Origin of the sequence: Pseudoxanthomonas sp. GM95 (assembly GCF_900109775.1) — a bacterium.
Taxonomy (GTDB): domain Bacteria; phylum Pseudomonadota; class Gammaproteobacteria; order Xanthomonadales; family Xanthomonadaceae; genus Pseudoxanthomonas_A.
In genome coordinates this window covers 1-16,714 of record NZ_FOAX01000002.1, presented here as the reverse complement: position 1 = coordinate 16,714, position 16,714 = coordinate 1, and the positions used below count along the sequence as shown (strand labels likewise).

The window sequence follows — 16,714 nt, the reverse complement described above, 5'->3', positions numbered from 1 at the left end:
GGCACCGATGCACAGCATCGGCGAGTGTCAGGCGCTGACGGTTTTGGCCACTTTTGCCAAGACAAAAGTGGCTCGCGTCGCGAAGCGACGTGAAAGCTCTGCTTTCGCTCTCGCACCTGCACCTGCTTCGCTTTGCTGACGGAAAACCCGAAACAAGGGCAAGACAAGATCAAGTGCAGAGCTTTCGCGCCGCTTCGCGGCACGACTCCCTTTTGTCGCGGCAAAAGGAAGCAAAACCGCCTTCGCCGGACACTCGCCGCCGCGTTGCGGCGGTGGCCTGCGCTCCTCAGCTGAAATGGCACGGCGCGGGAACTCGCTACGCTCAGACATCCGCGCCTCTTCGGCCATTTCAGCCTGCGGTGCTCGGCTCGCTTTACGGCTCGATCAGATCAACAGCAGAGCCACAGCCACAGCCACAGCCACAGCGAAAGGCGAAAGGCGAAAGGCGAAAGGCGAAAGGCGAAAGGCGAAAGCAAGCGTCAGCCTTGCAGCGCACCTGCGCAAACTGACCCACGCGACAGCCCACAGGCTGAATCAGCAAGCGACTTAGCCAAGCACGCAACCGTGAAGAAAAGCGCCGGAATTTAACGTTTTTCTACACGGCGCTTGGCGATGCGCGTGGCGCCTTCTCCAACAAGATGAAGCGCTGCTGTGCACCAGCCTGAATCGCGTGCGGCACGCCGGCATTCGTTCATCTGCACATTCCTACGGTGTGCGCCGTCCCGCCCCGTTGCGGGCCACATCACAAGAACGAAGAAGAGGTTCACCCCATGAAGATTCGCCTGCTTGGTTTGGCCCTGGTGCCGCTGCTTGCTGCTCCCCCCGTGTTTGCACAGGACGCCGTGAGTGCGGCGACCGACAACGATGGCACGCCGCATGGCGTGGCCACCAACAGCACCACCAGCGGTGATGCCGATGCCGCCTACAAGCGCTGGGCCGTGGTCGGCAGCGCCACCATGATGCAGCCGTCCTCGCGTCCGTTGCGCGGCACCAGCGTCGATGTCGATGGCGATACCGCTCCGACCATCAGCGCCAGCTACTACGCCACGCCGAACATCGCGGTGGAGCTGTGGGGCGCGGCTGACAAGTTCAAGCACGACGTGAGCGACAACGCCGGCAAGATCGGCAGCGTCGACCAGCTGCCGCTGGCCATCAGTGGCCAGTACCACTTCGGCACGGCCGACAAGGTGTTCCGTCCGTTCGTCGGCGTGGGCTACTACCAGTCCAACTTCAGTAATGAAAACCTGGCCAGCGTGCCGGGTGCGCATGTCGGGGTGAAGGATGCCAAGGGCGCCATCGGCACCGTGGGCCTGGACATGAACATCAACCCGAACTGGTTCGCCCGTGTCGATGCGCGCTACATGGATGGTTCGCCGGACCTGACGGTTAACGGCAGCCGCACCGGTGAAGAGCTCGACCTGAATCCTTGGACGGTCGGCGTGGGCATCGGCGCGCGCTTCTAAGCCAAGTGCCCTTGCGCCGCGCGGCCCCCGACGCGCGGACGGTGCCATCGAAGGCGGCGGACCTCACGGTCCGTCGCCTTTTTTTCATGCCGCCACGCCGCGCGCGTTGGATAACGGTGCACTCACCGCGCCTTCGCACGGGCATGGTCAGCATCGTGGGCCACGTTCTACGAGGAGTCCTGCGATGCCCACCGTCCGCTTGCGCGTCACCGGCGATGATGACGCCACTTTGACCCTGACCCATGCGCTGGAAGCCATCGAGGGCATCGAGCATGTCGAGGAGATCGAGGACCTGATGCCGCACATGGATGATGACGATTCCAGCTCGGCGGGCCTCAGCGACGATGCGGCGCCGGGGTATTCGGTGATCGAGGTCGAAGCGCCCAACGATGAAGGCGTACGTCGCGTGCATGCCGTGGTCGAGCGCGTGGCGCAGGCCACCGGTGCGGCCATCGAGATCCTCAACGACGAAGACGACGAGATCTGAGCGGTGTCATCGCCTGCGCGGCAGCCGCCAGCGCAGGCCCCACGCCGTGGCCAGGCCATGGCCCAGCAGCAAACCGCCCAGCGCGAACAGCGTGGTGTGGTCGAACGCCGGCAACCAGGCCAAGGCGCCGTGGCCAGCCAGGCGACGCCAGGCTTCGACCAGCCCGGCCGCGAGCCGCAGCATCACCACGACCAGCAGCAACGCCGCGACCCACGCATTGGGCGTGAGATAGCTGCGCGACGGATCGTGTTCAACCTTGCCCAACACCACGGCCAGCGCGCCCGTGCACACGCCTGCTGCCAGCCCGAGACCTGCATGGCCCAGCGCGCCCGGCCACCAATGTCCGGCGATCGCCACGCTGACGAAAAACAGCGCGGTGGAAATCAGCATCAGCCAGCCATTGAAGCGCACCATCCACGGCACCAGCCGGCGACGCGCCTTGCCCTGGCGGAAGCGCAGGTACAGCCACAGCGGCATCAGCAGCACCCAGGCCGCCAGCACCAGCAACACGACCACCAGCACGATCAGCAGCGGCATGGCGGCGCCCTCACGGCGGTGGCGTGGCCGCGGCGGCGCGGGCGACGACGCGTTCGCGATATAGCACGTACAGGCCGCTGCCGACGATGATGCCCGCGCCGAGCCAGGTGATGCCATCGGGCAGCACGCCCCACAGCGCCACATCCAGCAACACGCCCCACAGCAGCGCCGAGTATTCCAGCGGCGCGATCATCGAGGCTTCACCGCGGCGAAAGGCCTCGGTCAGCAACACCTGCGCGCCGGCGCCAGCCACGCCGACGATGGCGATCTGCAGCCAATGCGCCGATTGCAGCGGCACCCAGCGCGGCCAGGCCAGCAGGCCCGCGGCCACACCCAGCAACGCGACCATCCACAGCACCATCGCCTGGGTGCTGTCGCGTCGTGCCAGCAGGCGCGTGGTGAGGAAGCTGGCCGCGTAGCAGCACGCGGCCACCAGCACCGCGCCGCCGGCCAGCGTCATCATCCCGGCGCCGGTCGGGCGCAGGACCACCAGCACGCCCAGCAGGCCGATGCCGACGGCCGCCCAGCGCCGCGGGCCGACGTGTTCGCCCAGCACCGGGCCGGCCAGCGCAGTCACCAGCAACGGCGCGGCGAAGGTGATCGCATAGGCGGTGGTCAACGGCAGGCGCGCCACGCCATAGACGAAGCCGGCCATCATCAACACGCTCAAGGCTCCGCGCAGCAGGTGCATCGGCCAATGCACGCGAACCAGGCTGCGCACCGAAGCGGTGGACAGCGCCCAGACCAGCACAAGCGGGAATGACGCCAGCCCGCGGATCGCGCCCACCTGTAGCGGCGGATAGTGCGCCGACAGCGATTTCAGGCCCGCATCCATCATCGCGAACAGCGCCACCGCGCCCAGCATGAACAAGGCGGCGGAGCTGCGGTGTGGAGGCGCATGGGTCATGCCGCGATTATCCCGCAGTGCGTGGGTCGCGGTCCGCACAGGAGGCCTGCGCTACCCTATGCGCCACCTTTTCGATCTGCCCCGACTGCCATGCCTTCCTTCGACGTCGTTTCCGAAGTCAACACCCACGAGCTCACCAATGCGGTGGACCAGGCCAACCGCGAGCTGTCCAACCGCTTCGACTTCAAGGGCGTGGATGCCAAGTTCGTGCTGGAAGACAGCACCATCAGCCAGTCCGCACCCAGCGATTTCCAGCTCAAGCAGATGGAAGACATCCTGCGCGCGCGCCTGATCGCCCGCGGCATCGATGCGCGCTGCCTGGAGTTCGGTGAGGTGGAAACCAATCTGGCCGGCGCGCGCCAAAAAATCACCGTCAAGCAGGGCATCGAGCAGAAGCTGGCCAAGCAGATTGCGGCTAAGATCAAGGAAGCCAAGCTCAAGGTCGACACCCAGATCAACGGCGACAAGCTGCGCGTCAACGGCAAGAAGCGCGACGACCTGCAGGACGCCATCGCGCTGCTGAAGAAGCAGGAATTCGAACAGCCCCTGCAGTACGACAACTTCCGCGACTGATCGCGACCAGCCGCGCGCGTCAGCCGGGCAGCAGTCCGGTCGCGCGCGCCTGGCGCAGCTTGGCGTACAGCGTGGTGCGTGAGATGCCCAGCTGACGCGCGGTGGCGGCGACATTGCCGTCGTGTTCGCCCAAGGCCTGGGCGATGGCACGCAAGGTGTGATCCTGCAGGTCGCCATCCCCGGCCAGCGCATCTCCCGATGCAGGGACCACAGGCACCCCTGGATGCGCCTGCAGGCGTGCGCCCGCGGTCACGCCGCGCAGCGGTCCGCGTAGGTGTTGCACCCACAGATGGCTACCGTCGGCGCGCGCCAGACGCTGCGCGTGATGGGCCGGCTGCAGTAGGCGCCGCTGCTGCGCGGGCAAGGCGTGCGCGAACAGCGCCTCCAGCGTCCATGACGTCACCGGGCACTGGACCGGCAGGCCCAGCATGCGCCGCGCGAGCCGGCTAGCCGCGCGCAGGCCGCCGTCTTCATCGATGGCCAGCAGGCCGGCGAGCGGTGTGTCCAGCCAGCGCGGATCGTGCTGGATCGCCAGCAGATGGCAATGACGCAGCGTGGCGAACAGCCGATGCTCGGCCGAGAGCGCGGCCTGGCGGAAATGCTCCTGCAGCAGCCCCGCATCCCGCGTGCCGCGGCCGGTGATGTCCAGCGCGCCGATCACCCGGCCTTCGGTGCCCCAAAGTGGCACGGACAGGCAGAAGATCTGCTCGAACGCGCGCAGGTAATGCTGGTTGCCCTGCACGATCGCCTCGCGGCCATCGCTGAGCACGCAGCTGGGCGCGGTGGTGCCGATATCGCACTCGGCCATGCGCCGCCCGGCGGCGATCGGCAGCAGCACCGGATCGTCGCAGTTCGGGCTATGCCGCGCATGCACGATCACGCCCTGCGGGTTGGCGCAGAAGATGGTCCAGTCCGGTCCGCCGAACGCGCTCCAGAGCTGCTCGATCTCCTCGTGCACACATTGGTACAGGCGTCGATCGTCGGGCTGCTCACGCATGTTGCGGGCGCGCTGGGCCGCGTCGTATTGCGGCACCTGCCCTGGCTGCACGCCAGCCTGGCGCGAGCGCTCCCAGGAGCGGGCCAACCCGTCGGGAAGCAGGGCCTCCGGCAACGGCTCGCCTTGGGCGAACCGGCTGCGGGCCACATCGAGCTGCTGTTGCTGCATCGCCGGAAACATCGACATCGGCACCGGCTCCTTACGCCGCTTCACCGACTGCCAAGGATACGCCGCGGGGCCTTTAGAAACCGCTGCAGGACCGCCGCGCAGCGCGCGACGGTCCGTTGCGATTTACTTGAGAACGGCCTTACTGCGGCATCCGCAACACAGGCTTGAGCGTGATGCCCTTGGTGCTATCTTCGGCCGCCTGGTTGATCTGGTCCAGCGCGTAGAACTTGACCAGCTTGTCGAACGGGAACCGCCCCTGCTGGAACAGCTGCACCAGCTGCGGGATGAACACCTGCGGCACGCTGTCTCCTTCGACGATGCCGCGGATGCTGCGCCCGCCCAGCAACAGGTTGTTGACGTCAAACTCGGCCTTGGTGCCCAGCCTGGGCGCGCCGACCACGCCGATGTTGCCCAGCGAGCCCAGCGCTTCGATGCCCTGCGCCAGCACTTCCGGGCGACCGGTGGATTCCAGTGCGAAATCGGCGCCGCCGCAGATCGCACGCACGGTCTCGACGATGTCCTGCTCGCGGCTGTTGATGACGTGTGTGGCGCCCAGTTCCAACGCCAGCTCCAGGCGCGAGGGCACGACGTCCACGGCGATGATCGTGGTCGCGCCAGCCACGCGCGCGGCCATCACCGCGCTCAGGCCCACCGCGCCGGCGCCGAAGCTGACGAAGCTGCTGCCCGGACGGACTTTGAGCGAATTGATCACCGCCCCGGCGCCGGTCTGGATGCCACAACCCAGCGGACCGAGCAGTTCCAGCGGGGCATCGGCAGGCACTTTGATCGCGTTGTTCTCGCGGCTCAGCGCGTAGCTGGCGAACGAGGACTGTGCAAAAAAATGATCGTGCAGCGGCGCGCCCGCCGGATCGGTGATCGCGGTGTTGCCCTGCAGATCACTGCCACCGAAATTCAAACCGAAGAAATCCTTGCAGTACGCACCGTGGCCGCTGTCGCACTGGTGGCAGTGGCCGCAGGCGCCGTAGGTCAGCACGACATGGTCGCCGACTTTCAGATCCTTGACGTTGGGGCCCAGCGCTTCGACCACGCCGGCGCCTTCGTGGCCCAGCACGGCGGGTAGCGGCACGGGGTAGTACTGGTCGCGCACGATCAGGTCGGTGTGGCACAGGCCGGTGGCAACCACGCGCACCAGGACTTCATCACCCTGCGGCGCGCGCAGGCGGGCCGATTCGATGGTGAAGGGCGCGCCCTGCGAACGGGTGACCGCGGCGGTGATCTCGCGAATTTCGACAGCTGCATTCATGGACATGGTTCCTTCGAATCAGAGCGGATAGGCGGGCGCGTCGCCCTTGACGGTCAGCCACTGCCACTGGGTGAATTCCTCCCAGTTGGCCGGCCCGCCGATGCTGGTGCCGTTGCCGGAGGCGCCGACGCCGCCGAACGGATTGATGACCTCGTCATTGACGGTCTGGTCGTTGATGTGGAGCAGGCCGGTGCGCAGCTGCTCGCCGAGCTTGAGCGCGCGGCCAACATTGGACGACAGCACCGCCATCGACAGGCCGTACTCGGTGTCGTTGGCCAGCGCGATCGCATCGGCATCGGTGTCGAACGGCACCACCACCGCCACCGGCCCGAAGATCTCTTCGTTGAACGCCGGGTTGTCGCGGGTCACGCCGCTGAGCACGGTGGGCTGGAAGAACAGGCCTTCGTAGGCGCCGCCGGCCTCCACTTTCGCACCTGCCGCCGCCGCGTCTGCCACGATCTTTGCCGCGTGGTCGCGCTGGGCAACATTGATCAACGGCCCCAGATGCACCTGGCCCTTGGACGGATCACCAACCACCATCGACTTGGCTTTTGCGGTGAGCTTGGCCAGGAAGGCGTCATAGATGCCGCGCTGGACCAGCACGCGGCCCGACGACATGCAGATCTGGCCCTGGTGCAGGTACACACCCCAGGTGGTGTTGGCGATCGCAAGAGCGAGATCGGCGTCGTCCAGCACGATCAGCGAGTTCTTGCCACCCAGTTCCAACGAGACTTTCTTCAGGTGCTTGCCCGCCGCTTCGCCGACCTTGCGACCGGCACCGGTCGAGCCGGTGAACTGGATCATCGCCACGTTCGGATCGGCGGTCAGCGCCGCACCCGCCGCGCCATCGCCTGGCAGCACGTGCAGCAGACCGGCAGGTAAGCCCGCGAGTTCGAACAAGCGCGCGATCACGAAGCCGCCGCACACCGCAGTGCGCGGATCGGGCTTGAGCACCACCGCATTACCCAGCGCCAGCGCCGGGGCGACCGCGCGCATGGCCAGGTACAGCGGAAAGTTGAACGGCGAGATCACCCCGACCACGCCCAGCGGACGACGGCGCGCCAGGCTCAAACGGCCGGGCACCGAAGGCAGCACTTCACCAGTCGCGCGCGATGGCAGCGCGGCCGCCTCATGCAGCGCCTTGACGTTGATCGACGCTTCAAAGCCGGCCTTGGGCTGGGTCGAGCCGCTTTCGCGCACGATCCAGTCGATGATCTGCGGCGTGTACTGCTCGGCCAGCTGCGCGGCCTTGCGCAGCACCTGCGCGCGGTCTTCGTATGGCGCTGCGGCCCAGGCCTGCTGCGCGGCGCGCGCGGCGGCTGCACTGGTGGCCACCTGGGCAGCGTTGGCCATGCCGATGCTGCCCAGGGTGTCGCCGGTGGCCGGCTCGATCACGGGCTGCTGCGCGCCGGTCGCGCTCCACTGGCCAGTGAACACCTTGTCGCACCAGAGCGCGGCCGGCAGGAAATCGTCTTGTGTCATGACAGGGACCTCGATGGAAAACCGTGGCCGCAGCGTGCGCGCGACCGCGCGCATGGGCCATCCACCTTTGGATCAATCGCGCAAACCCGCGTCGTTGCGTGGCCACGCGGCAGGCACTGTCCAGAAACTGGACAGTGCCGCACTTCGTACCACCGCTCAGAACGTGTACTTGATCGTGGTCTGCAGGCGGTTCAACTCGCCCTCGGCATCGTTGGCCAACTGGCGCTTGGCCCAGCTCAACTCGGCGCCCACGTCCAGGCGCGGGAACGGCGAGTAGATCAGGTTCAGGCGCCAGGACTGGGTGCGCTCGGTGGCCAGCTGGCCCACCGCGGCTTCGTCCACCGAGATGTACGCGGTCGAGTACGCCAGCGTGCTGCGCAAGCTGCCGGTCCAGTTGTGGCGCCACGCGGCGAAGCCCGCGTAGCCGTCCTGCGCCTTGAGCGCGCCGTCGCGTTCTAGGTAGGCATCGGGAATCAGGCCGAAGCCGATGTAGCGCCCCAGGCCCGGGCCACCGCTGACGGTGTACTGCAGCAGGTCGGTGTCGCTGAGCTTGAACGAACCGGCCACGCTGAGCGCATAGCCGGCGGTGCTGTCGTCGGCGGTACGCAGCTGGCGGGCCAGGCCCGACACGCTGAAGTGGCCCCAATTGCCCTTGGTCGTCCAGCGCGCGGTCACGTCGGGGATGTTGTTCTCACCCGAGCTGACCTGCGTGGGCGTGCCGGCCTGGTACCAGGTCTGCGGATTCTCCAGCGAGAACGACCAGTTGCCGGTGCTGTAGCGGATCTGCGCCTGGCGCGCGAAGAGCGTGCCGTCGACGATGCCGACGAAGTCCACCGTTTCGGGCAGCGAGCCCAGGTCCATCGCATTGGTCCAGGTCTGGCCGGCCAGCCAGTGGTTCCACTGCACGTAGGCGTGGCGCAGCGTGGGCGGATAGCCGTTGGAGAATTTTTCGTTGCCGACGTTGCTGTTGCCGCCGCCGAAGAAATCGAACTCCACGTAACCCTTGAGCTTGTCGCCGGTATCGGTGACGCGGTCCACGCCGAACCAGATGCGCGAGAACTGCGCGTGGAAGTCGGTATAGCTCTTGCCCGGGCCGGCATCGACCGGCGTGGCGGCCGGGAAGTAGAACAGGCGGCCCGGCGTGCTGTCGGCGATGGCGCCGTCGCTGGTGTAGGTGGACATCATGTCCAGCTTGATGAAGCCGCCGTAGCTGAAGTGACTGTCGCCGCCGGCGACGATGGCGGTGTTCTGGATCGGCGCGCGCGGCGGTGCGCCTGCGCCCAGTGCGGGCGAGGCCTGCTGCGGCGGCGCGCTGACGATCGCACCACTGCCCTGCACGCCCGGCCCCTTCAGCGGCGTGTTGCCCGGCTGGCTGACGGCCTGCAGCTGGGTGCGCGCATCGACCAGTTGCGTCTGCTGCGACTGGACCATCTCCTTGAGGGCCTGCACCTCGCTTTCCAGCTGGGCAATGCGCTTGTCCTGCTCGGCATCGTTGGACGCCTGCGCGAAGGCGGCGCCCGGGGCAAACAGGGCGACGGAGATGGCGCACGCGAGTGACGCGCGCCGGGTGGCGATGACGAATGAATCCATGCTTCCCTCCCAGGAAAACCCGTGGTGATGTGATGCGCGGCCCGGTGGCCGCGCAGTGGCGTGTATGTCTTGAACCCCAGGCGCGCGGTGGCCACGCGCCCCTCCCCTCGCAACCACTTTTGCTAGCGCGAGGCCTGCTCCGCCGGCACCGCGGCGTGCCCGCGACGCCACTGCAGCAGCAGGTGCGTGGCCACACCGAACAACAGACTCCAGAACGCCGCGCCCACCCCGAACAGCGACATCCCCGAGGCGCAGACGATGAAGGTCACCAGTGCCGCATCGCGATCGCGCGCGTCGGCTACCGCCGTGGTCAGCGCGCCGGCGATGCTGGGGAACAGCGCCAGCCCGGCCAGGGTGGCGATCAGTTCCTTCGGCAGGGTCGAGAACAACGCCAGCACCGTGCCGGCGAAGCAGCCCAGCACCAGATAGGCCACGCCGCCGGCGACGCCGGCCACGTAGCGCCGGCTGACATCGGGATGCGCTTCGGGCCCGGTGCAGATCGCGGCGGTGACCGCGCCCGGATTCAACCCGTGGCAGCCGAACGGCGCCAGCAATGCAGACCCCGCCGCCGACCACACCAGCAGCGGACCGGCCGCAGGGCGCAGGTAGCCGCTGGTGCGCAGCACCGCCATGCCGGGCACGAATTGCCCGGTCAACGCGACCACCACCAGCGGGATGCTGATGCTGACGATGGCCTGCCAGTCGAACTGCGGCGTCACCCACACCGGCGTGGTCAACGCCAGCGCCGGCAACGGCCCGCGCACCTGCCCGCTCGCCAGCGCGACGCCGACGCCGGTCAACAGCACCGCCACGACCGCATAGCGCGGAAACCAGCGGCGCCCGACGAAGAACGCCGCGAACATCGCCAGCACCAGCCACAGCTGCGCGGCCATGCCGACGAACAGCTTGGTCGCAAAGCCGAACAGGATGCCGGCCAGCATCGCCGCGGTGATCGCCGGCGGCAGGCGCGCCACGATGCGATCAAACGCACCGGACACCCCCACCACCAGCAGCACCACGCTGGCCACGATGTACGCGCCGACCGCGACGGGGAATGCCACCGTCGGCAGCAGGCTCACCAGCAGCACCGAGCCGGGGATCGACCAGGCGATCACCGTCGGCGCGCGGTAGTACAGGCTCAGGCCCACGCCCAGCACGCCGCTGCCGATCGAGATCGCCCACACCCACGACGCCAGCAGCGGCGCCGGCAAGCCGGACGCGGCCTGGAACACGATCACCAGCGGCCCGGCGAACGAGATCAGCGTGGCGATCACGCCGGCCAGGATGGCCGGCAGTGACACGTCGCGAAGCAGCTGGCGGGCCAACGCCATGGTTCAGGGCGCCTGGGTCGCGGTGACCAGCGGCGCCGGCGCATTGGCGCGTTGCTGGGAGATGGCGAAGACCAGCATCGCCACCGCCGAGACCGCCGCCGGGATCGCGAAGATCAGGAAGCTCTGCTGCAGCGGCATCTCCTTTGCCAGCAGCACGCCGCCCAGGGTCGGCCCGACGATGGCACCGACGCGGCCCACGCCCGAGGCCCAGCCCAGGCCGGTGGAGCGCACCGACATGGTGTAGAGCTGGGCGACGCTGGCGTAGAGCAGGATCTGCGTGCCGATGGTCGCCGCACCGGCGATGAACACCAGGGTGAACAGCACCGGCACCGCCGGGATGTAGCCGATCGCCGCGATCGACACCATGGCCGCGACGAAGAACGCCACCACCACCTTGGGCAGGCCGAAGCGATCCCCCAGCCAGCCACCGGCGATCGCGCCGGCCATGCCGCCAAAGTTGAGCGAGAACAGGGTCAGCATGCTGGCCTTCTGCGCGTAGCCGGCCTCCTGCATGACCTTGGGCAGCCACGAGCTGAGCAGGAACACCAGCAGCAGGCAGCAGAAGAACGACACCCACAGCATCAGCGTGCGCAGCGCGCGGTGGTGGCGGAACAGTTCCACCACCGACGAGGCCGGGCCCTTGGCTTCGGAGCAGACCAGCACGTCCTGCGCGTCAAGCTTGGATGCGGTATCGAGCTTGGCGTAGATCGCGCGGGCTTCGTCCTGTCGTCCCTGGCGGATCAGGAAGCCCAGCGACTCAGGCAGCTTCCACAGGATCAGTGGCAGCGCCAGCAGCGGCACCGCGGCGGCCCAGAACATCGGCTGCCAGCCCATTGCCGGGATGATCCAGATGGCCAGCATCGCCGCGACCATGCCACCGACCGAGTAGCCGCTGAACATCAGCGCCACCATCGTGCCGCGCATGCGCTTGGGCGCGTATTCGTTGACCAGCGCAACGGCGTTGGGCATCAGCCCGCCGCAGCCCAGGCCGGCGATGAAGCGCAGCGCCTTGAACTGCTCGGGGTTGCTGGCAAAGCCGGTACACAGCGTGGCCACGGTGAACAGCAGGAAGCTGATGGTCACGCCCTTCTTGCGGCCGATCTTGTCGGCCAGCGGCCCCAGCACCAGCGCGCCGAACATCATCCCGAACAGCGCCCAGGCCTGCAGGATGCCGGCCTCCGGCTTGGTCAGGCCCCACTCCTTGATCAGCGTGGGCAGCACCGTGCCTGCGACGAAGACGTCGTAGCCGTCCACGATTAGCAGCAGCCCGCACATGATCACCACCGCCCACTGGAACCCACTGAATCGACCTTGGTCGATCGCCTCACTGACATCGATGCTGCGCATGACCTCTCCCTCCCAGGATGTGCACTGCGTTGAATGAAACGGCCGTCGGCGACGGCCGCGTTGGTATTGCCTGCCTCTCCGTCGCGCCGTGGCTTCAGCGCGGTGGAGAGACGCGTTGAATCGTCAGGCCGTCACGGAAGTCGCCCAGCCGAGCGCCTGACGCGCGCGCGCCACTTCGTCTTCCAGGTCGTAGTTCCAGATCCAGTCGAAGCGCGTGGCCAGCGTCACCTTCAGGCGCGCGTCGTCATCACCGGCAAGCGGATCGCGCAGTTCGTAGAGTTCGCCCGCTTCCCACGAGGTCTGCTGCACGCCGCAGGCACGCGGGCGGCGCAGCCGGTCGTAGACCTGCAGCACTTCGGGAATCTGGGCGGCGGTGAGGCCGGGTTCGGCCAGCAGCTGGGCGAGCAGGTACGCGTCTTCCAGCCCCTGGCCGGCGCCGGCGCCTTGATGCGGCAGCGTCGCGTGCGCGGCATCGCCGATCAGGCCCAGCCGGCCATACACGTAACCAGGCAACTGCGCCAGGTCGTGCAGCGCCCAGTGCGTTGGCGTGTCGATACATTCCAGCAGGGTCTGCGCGGCCACGCCCCAGTCGGCGTAGGCATTGAGCATTTCGCGCCAACTGGCCTCGCGCACCCACGGCTGCTGCGGATGCCACTGCGGATCGGCCTCGCTGCGGTCGGAGACGAAGGCCACCACGTTGATCAGGCGGCCCTGCTTCACCGGGAAGGTGAGGATGTGCGCGTCCAGGCCCAGCAGCATCTGCGGCACGTCGATCAGAGCCATGTCCACGCCGCGTGCGATGAGCGCCGCGCGCAGCCGGTCGCTGTCGATCAGGCCGCGATAGGCGCAGGTGCCGGTGAAACGCGGCGCGGCCTGCGGCAGGCCCAGGCCGGCGAGTACGTCACCGCGCAGCGCAGACTTGATGCCGTCGGCAGCGATCAGCACGTCGCCTTCGTACGAAGTGCCATCGGTGAAGTCGACGCGGATGCCATCGTCGCGCTGCTCAACGCCGACCGCGCGCTTGCCGAAGCGGGCCAGGCCGAACGGCAGCCGACGCGCCAGCGCATCGAGGAAATCGGCGCGATGCACCGAGGACTGGCCCACGCCCGGCGCGAGGGTTTCGCCCAGCAGGCGCGCATCTTCGCCACGCCGCCACTGGAACCACACGTCCTGCCACGGCGCCGGCGTGCGATCGGCCAGCTCGGCATAGGCCTCGCCCATGCCCAGGCCGGCCAGCGCGCGCACCGCGTTGGGACCGAACGACACGCCCGCGCCGATCTCGCCGAAGGCCGGCGCCGATTCGAACAGCTGCACGTCCAGGTGGCGATGACGGCTCAGGCCTAGCGCCAGGCCAACACCGGCGATGCCGCCACCGACGATGCCGATGCGCAATGGCGCGCGGCTCATGGACGGCGCTCCAGGCGCTGCCCGGACGAGGCGATCGATGTGATGTCAGTGTGTTGCATAGTCCCTCCCAGGAGCCGCGCGACGTGGAATGCAAGGACGCCGCGCACCGCGCGGGCCTCGTTCAATGTTGGTGGTTCAGCCGGTGTCGCCTCCGGCCACGGGCAGGATCGAACCGGTGATGTAGGCCGCCTCGTCCGAGGCCAGGAACAGGATCGGTGCGACCTGCTCGTCGATGGTTCCGTAGCGCTTGAGGAAGGTGGACGTGGTGACCTGTTCGACCACCTCGGCCATCCACGCCTGCTCCTGCGCGGTGTCGCCATCGGCATTGCGGGCCACGCGGCGCGGCGGCGCGGCCGTGCCGCCCGGCGCGGTGGCGACCACGCGGATGTTGCGGTCGGCGTATTCCATCGCCAGCGACTGCGTGATCGCGTTGACGCCGCCCTTGGCCGCCGAATACGGCACGCGGTAGATACCGCGCGTGGCATTGGACGAAACGTTGACGATGGTGCCGCCGCCGCGCGCGATCAGGTGCGGCAGCACCGCGTGGCAGCTGTACAGCGTGGGCATCAGTGAGCGACGGATCTCGGCGTCGATCTGCGCCGGCTCGAACTCGGCGAACGGCCGCATCCGGATCGCGCCACCCACGTTGTTGATGAGGATGTCGATGCCACCGAAGGTCTTCGCGGCGAACTCCATGGCTGCGTGCGCGCCGGCATGGGTTTCAAGATCCGCAACAAAGGACGCGGCCACACCATCGGCTTCATCGGCCACGTCGCCGACGAACTCGGCGCGGTCCACCAGTACAACCTGACCTCCCTCGGCCGCGGCCCGCAGCGCGACGCTGCGGCCGATGCCCTGGGCGGCGCCGGTCACCACGATCACCTTGCCGGCGAAGCGAGGACTCACGCGGCCAGGTCCTGCGGGGTGCTGGCCGGCGCATTGGGCGTGAACTTCTCGTAGTAGAAGCTGGCCGGGGTCACCCTGGTTTCGGTGAAGTGGTTGCGCACTGCATCGACCATCGGCGGCGGGCCGCACAGGTACACGTCCACCTTGCCGTCGTGCAGCGCCTCGGGCATCAGGTGCTGGGTGACGTAGCCGATCTTCGGGTGGCGCGAGGCGGGCTCGACCACGCAGGTATCGAAGCTGAAGAAGTCCAGGCGCTCGGCGAACTTCTGCAGTTCATCCACCAGCACCAGGTCCGCGCCACGGGTGACGCCGTACATCAGGTACACCGGATGCTCGCTGCCGTGTTCTTCCAGCCACGCGAGCATCGACAGGAACGGCGCCAGGCCAGTCCCGCCGGCGAGCATCAGCACCGGACGCTTCACTTCGCGCAGGTAGAAGCTGCCCAGTGGGCCGGTCATGTCCAGCACCTGGCCGGGGCTGGCGCTATCCAAATACCCGCTCATCAGGCCGCCGGGCACGCGCTTGATCAGGAAGGTCGGCTCGTGTGAGCCGGGCTTGGAACTGAAGGAATACGAGCGCGTCTGGCCGCTGCCCGGCACCGCGATGTTGACGTACTGGCCCGGCAGGAACCCCGGCGCATCGCCGGTGACTTCCAGCTTGAGTTCCAATGCGGCGTCCTCGTGCGGGACCACGTCCACCACCGCGGCCTTGAATCTGGTGCTGCCGGTCTTGCAGGCGGTGGAGGTGACCGGCACGGCCAGGGTGCAATCGCTGGAGGGCACCATCTGGCAGGTCAGCACCAGGCCAGCCTGCGCCTCGTCCTCGGTCAGTGCGTCGTCGATGTATTCGTCGCCCAGGTCGTAGGCACCGGCTTCGGCGCGGCACTTGCAGGTGCCGCACACGCCGTCGGAACAGTCCATCGGCAGGTTGACCTTGTTGCGGTAGGCGGCGTCCAGCACCTTCTCGCCTGCGTTGCAGTCGATGAAGCGGGTGACGCCGTCTTCGAAATTCAGGGCGATGCGATAGCTCATGGCGGTCCTCCTCTCGCGCAGATCAGATGTGGTAGACGTCGATGACCTGGCGGATGTAGTCGTTCTTCAGCACGATCTTCTTGTGGCTGATCAGGTAGCCGGCGTCGTCGCGGCGCAGGGTCACAAGGCACGTGCCGAAGAAGTGGTCTGTGGTCTTGTAGCGATGGTTGAGCGTGTGGAAGTTGTATCGGACGTCGAGCTCTTCGCCGCGCGTCTCCACCACCTCGATGTTATTGACGTTGTGGCTGGTACGCGGCTCGGGCGTGGACGCACCGGAGCGCTCGGTCTTGATCCGGAACACGCGGTCTTCCAGCCCGTCGCGGCTGGGGTAATAGATCAGCGAGATCTGCGAATGCGGGTCTTCGGTGAGCTGGTCGTCGTCGTCCCAGGCCGGCATCCAGTAAGTGACATCGGTGGCGTACAGCTCCAGCCATTCGTCCCACTGGCGGTCATCCAGCAGGCGGGCTTCGCGATACAGAAACGCGGCAATCGAGGGCAGGTCGTGGCTCACGCAGCGTCTCCGGCCTGTTCGCGGGCCAACGCATCGCGCATGGCCTTGGCCCAGTATTCGTGCTGGCGCACGAACAGGCCTTCGTCCTCGCTGCGGCCGCCGCTGAGCAGCGGCTTGATGCCCATCTTCTGTGCGTTTTCGTCCGCGCCTTCCACCCACAGCGGCGCGCCGCGGCTGAGGTCGTTCCACGCGGCAGAGGTGCCGGCGTAGCCCTGCTGGCAGGCGCGGAATTCCTCCAGGTCATCGGCGGTGCCCATGCCCGAGACATTGAAGAAATCCTCGTACTGGCGGATGCGCGTCGCGCGGTCTTCGGCGCTCTCACCCTTGATGCCGAAGCAGTAGATGGTGATCTCGGTCTTGTCCACGTCGATCGGGCGGGTCACGCGGATCTGGGTGGAGAACTGATCCATCAGGTACACGTTCGGGTACAGGCACAGGTTGCGAGTCTGGCGGGTGATGAAGTCCGCCTTGTCCTCGCCCACGCGCGCGGCGATCTCGGCACGGCGGTTCCACACCGGGCGCACTTCCGGGTTGAGCGAGTTGGTCCACAGTAGGATGTGGCCGTGCTCGAAGCCGTACACGCCGCCGACGCTCTTGCTCCAGCCGTTGGCGTCCACCGCCTTGGTGCCGGTTTCCTTGCGGCGGCCCATGGTGGCCGAGTAATTCCAGTGCACGGAGCTGACGTGGTAACCGTCGCAGCCGTTCTCCATCTG

The 16,714-nt window shown here is 67.5% G+C and carries 17 protein-coding genes; 3 read left to right on the top strand and 14 right to left on the bottom strand.

Annotated features, from left to right (window positions below; translation table 11 throughout):
* Positions 1-27: 27 nt before the first annotated feature.
* Positions 28-348: a hypothetical protein gene (locus BMZ17_RS20920; RefSeq protein WP_175485532.1), complete on the bottom strand. Its 321-nt coding sequence runs from the start codon at positions 346-348 to the stop codon at positions 28-30.
* A gap of 422 nt (positions 349-770) precedes the next feature.
* Between BMZ17_RS20920 and BMZ17_RS08235 the strand changes: the two genes are divergently transcribed.
* Complete coding sequence (locus BMZ17_RS08235) at positions 771-1,463, top strand: OmpW/AlkL family protein (RefSeq protein ID WP_093138133.1); 693 nt, start codon at positions 771-773, stop codon at positions 1,461-1,463.
* Between the two features lie 184 nt (positions 1,464-1,647).
* Entirely contained in the window at positions 1,648-1,950 is a 303-nt protein-coding gene (locus tag BMZ17_RS08230) for a hypothetical protein (RefSeq protein ID WP_093138132.1), read from the top strand.
* Between the two features lie 6 nt (positions 1,951-1,956).
* Here BMZ17_RS08230 and BMZ17_RS08225 read toward each other — a convergent pair whose 3' ends face one another.
* Positions 1,957-2,487, bottom strand: coding sequence for a hypothetical protein (locus BMZ17_RS08225; RefSeq protein ID WP_093138131.1), 531 nt, complete (start codon positions 2,485-2,487; stop codon positions 1,957-1,959).
* Between the two features lie 10 nt (positions 2,488-2,497).
* Positions 2,498-3,394, bottom strand: coding sequence for a DMT family transporter (locus BMZ17_RS08220; RefSeq protein ID WP_254775253.1), 897 nt, complete (start codon positions 3,392-3,394; stop codon positions 2,498-2,500).
* A 90-nt stretch (positions 3,395-3,484) separates the two neighbouring features.
* Between BMZ17_RS08220 and BMZ17_RS08215 the strand changes: the two genes are divergently transcribed.
* Positions 3,485-3,967: a YajQ family cyclic di-GMP-binding protein gene (locus BMZ17_RS08215; protein ID WP_093138130.1), complete on the top strand. Its 483-nt coding sequence runs from the start codon at positions 3,485-3,487 to the stop codon at positions 3,965-3,967.
* Positions 3,968-3,986: 19 nt separating this feature from the next.
* Here BMZ17_RS08215 and BMZ17_RS08210 read toward each other — a convergent pair whose 3' ends face one another.
* The 11 genes from BMZ17_RS08210 to BMZ17_RS08160 form a co-directional block, all read right to left on the bottom strand.
* A complete protein-coding gene (locus BMZ17_RS08210) occupies positions 3,987-5,150 on the bottom strand; it encodes a helix-turn-helix domain-containing protein (RefSeq protein ID WP_093138129.1) in 1,164 nt (387 codons plus the stop codon).
* Positions 5,151-5,271: 121 nt separating this feature from the next.
* Entirely contained in the window at positions 5,272-6,396 is a 1,125-nt protein-coding gene (locus BMZ17_RS08205) for an NAD(P)-dependent alcohol dehydrogenase (protein WP_093138128.1), read from the bottom strand.
* 18 nt (positions 6,397-6,414) lie between these two features.
* Positions 6,415-7,878, bottom strand: coding sequence for a benzaldehyde dehydrogenase (locus tag BMZ17_RS08200; protein ID WP_093139479.1), 1,464 nt, complete (start codon positions 7,876-7,878; stop codon positions 6,415-6,417).
* A gap of 156 nt (positions 7,879-8,034) precedes the next feature.
* Entirely contained in the window at positions 8,035-9,468 is a 1,434-nt protein-coding gene (locus BMZ17_RS08195; RefSeq protein ID WP_093138127.1) for a DcaP family trimeric outer membrane transporter, read from the bottom strand.
* 122 nt (positions 9,469-9,590) lie between these two features.
* Positions 9,591-10,799 (bottom strand): benzoate/H(+) symporter BenE family transporter, encoded by a 1,209-nt coding sequence (locus BMZ17_RS08190; RefSeq protein ID WP_093138126.1) that lies wholly within the window; start codon positions 10,797-10,799, stop codon positions 9,591-9,593.
* Positions 10,800-10,802: 3 nt separating this feature from the next.
* The gene (locus BMZ17_RS08185; RefSeq protein WP_093138125.1) at positions 10,803-12,146 is read right to left on the bottom strand and encodes an MFS transporter; all 1,344 of its coding nucleotides are present in this window, start codon (positions 12,144-12,146) and stop codon (positions 10,803-10,805) included.
* A gap of 123 nt (positions 12,147-12,269) precedes the next feature.
* Positions 12,270-13,553: a salicylate 1-monooxygenase gene (gene salA, locus BMZ17_RS08180; protein ID WP_093138124.1), complete on the bottom strand. Its 1,284-nt coding sequence runs from the start codon at positions 13,551-13,553 to the stop codon at positions 12,270-12,272.
* A gap of 135 nt (positions 13,554-13,688) precedes the next feature.
* A complete protein-coding gene (benD, locus tag BMZ17_RS08175) occupies positions 13,689-14,459 on the bottom strand; it encodes a benzoate diol dehydrogenase BenD (RefSeq protein WP_093138123.1) in 771 nt (256 codons plus the stop codon).
* The gene (gene benC / locus BMZ17_RS08170) at positions 14,456-15,490 is read right to left on the bottom strand and encodes a benzoate 1,2-dioxygenase electron transfer component BenC (protein ID WP_093138122.1); all 1,035 of its coding nucleotides are present in this window, start codon (positions 15,488-15,490) and stop codon (positions 14,456-14,458) included. Before benC ends, benD begins: the two co-directional genes overlap by 4 nt.
* Positions 15,491-15,512: 22 nt before the next feature.
* Positions 15,513-16,001 carry a benzoate 1,2-dioxygenase small subunit gene (gene benB / locus BMZ17_RS08165; RefSeq protein WP_093138121.1) on the bottom strand — a complete coding sequence of 163 codons (489 nt, stop codon included), beginning with the start codon at positions 15,999-16,001 and terminating at the stop codon, positions 15,513-15,515.
* The coding region (locus tag BMZ17_RS08160; RefSeq protein WP_254775252.1) for an RHO alpha subunit C-terminal catalytic domain-containing protein at positions 15,998-16,714 on the bottom strand (717 nt) is incomplete at its 5' end. The genes BMZ17_RS08160 and benB, both read right to left, overlap by 4 nt.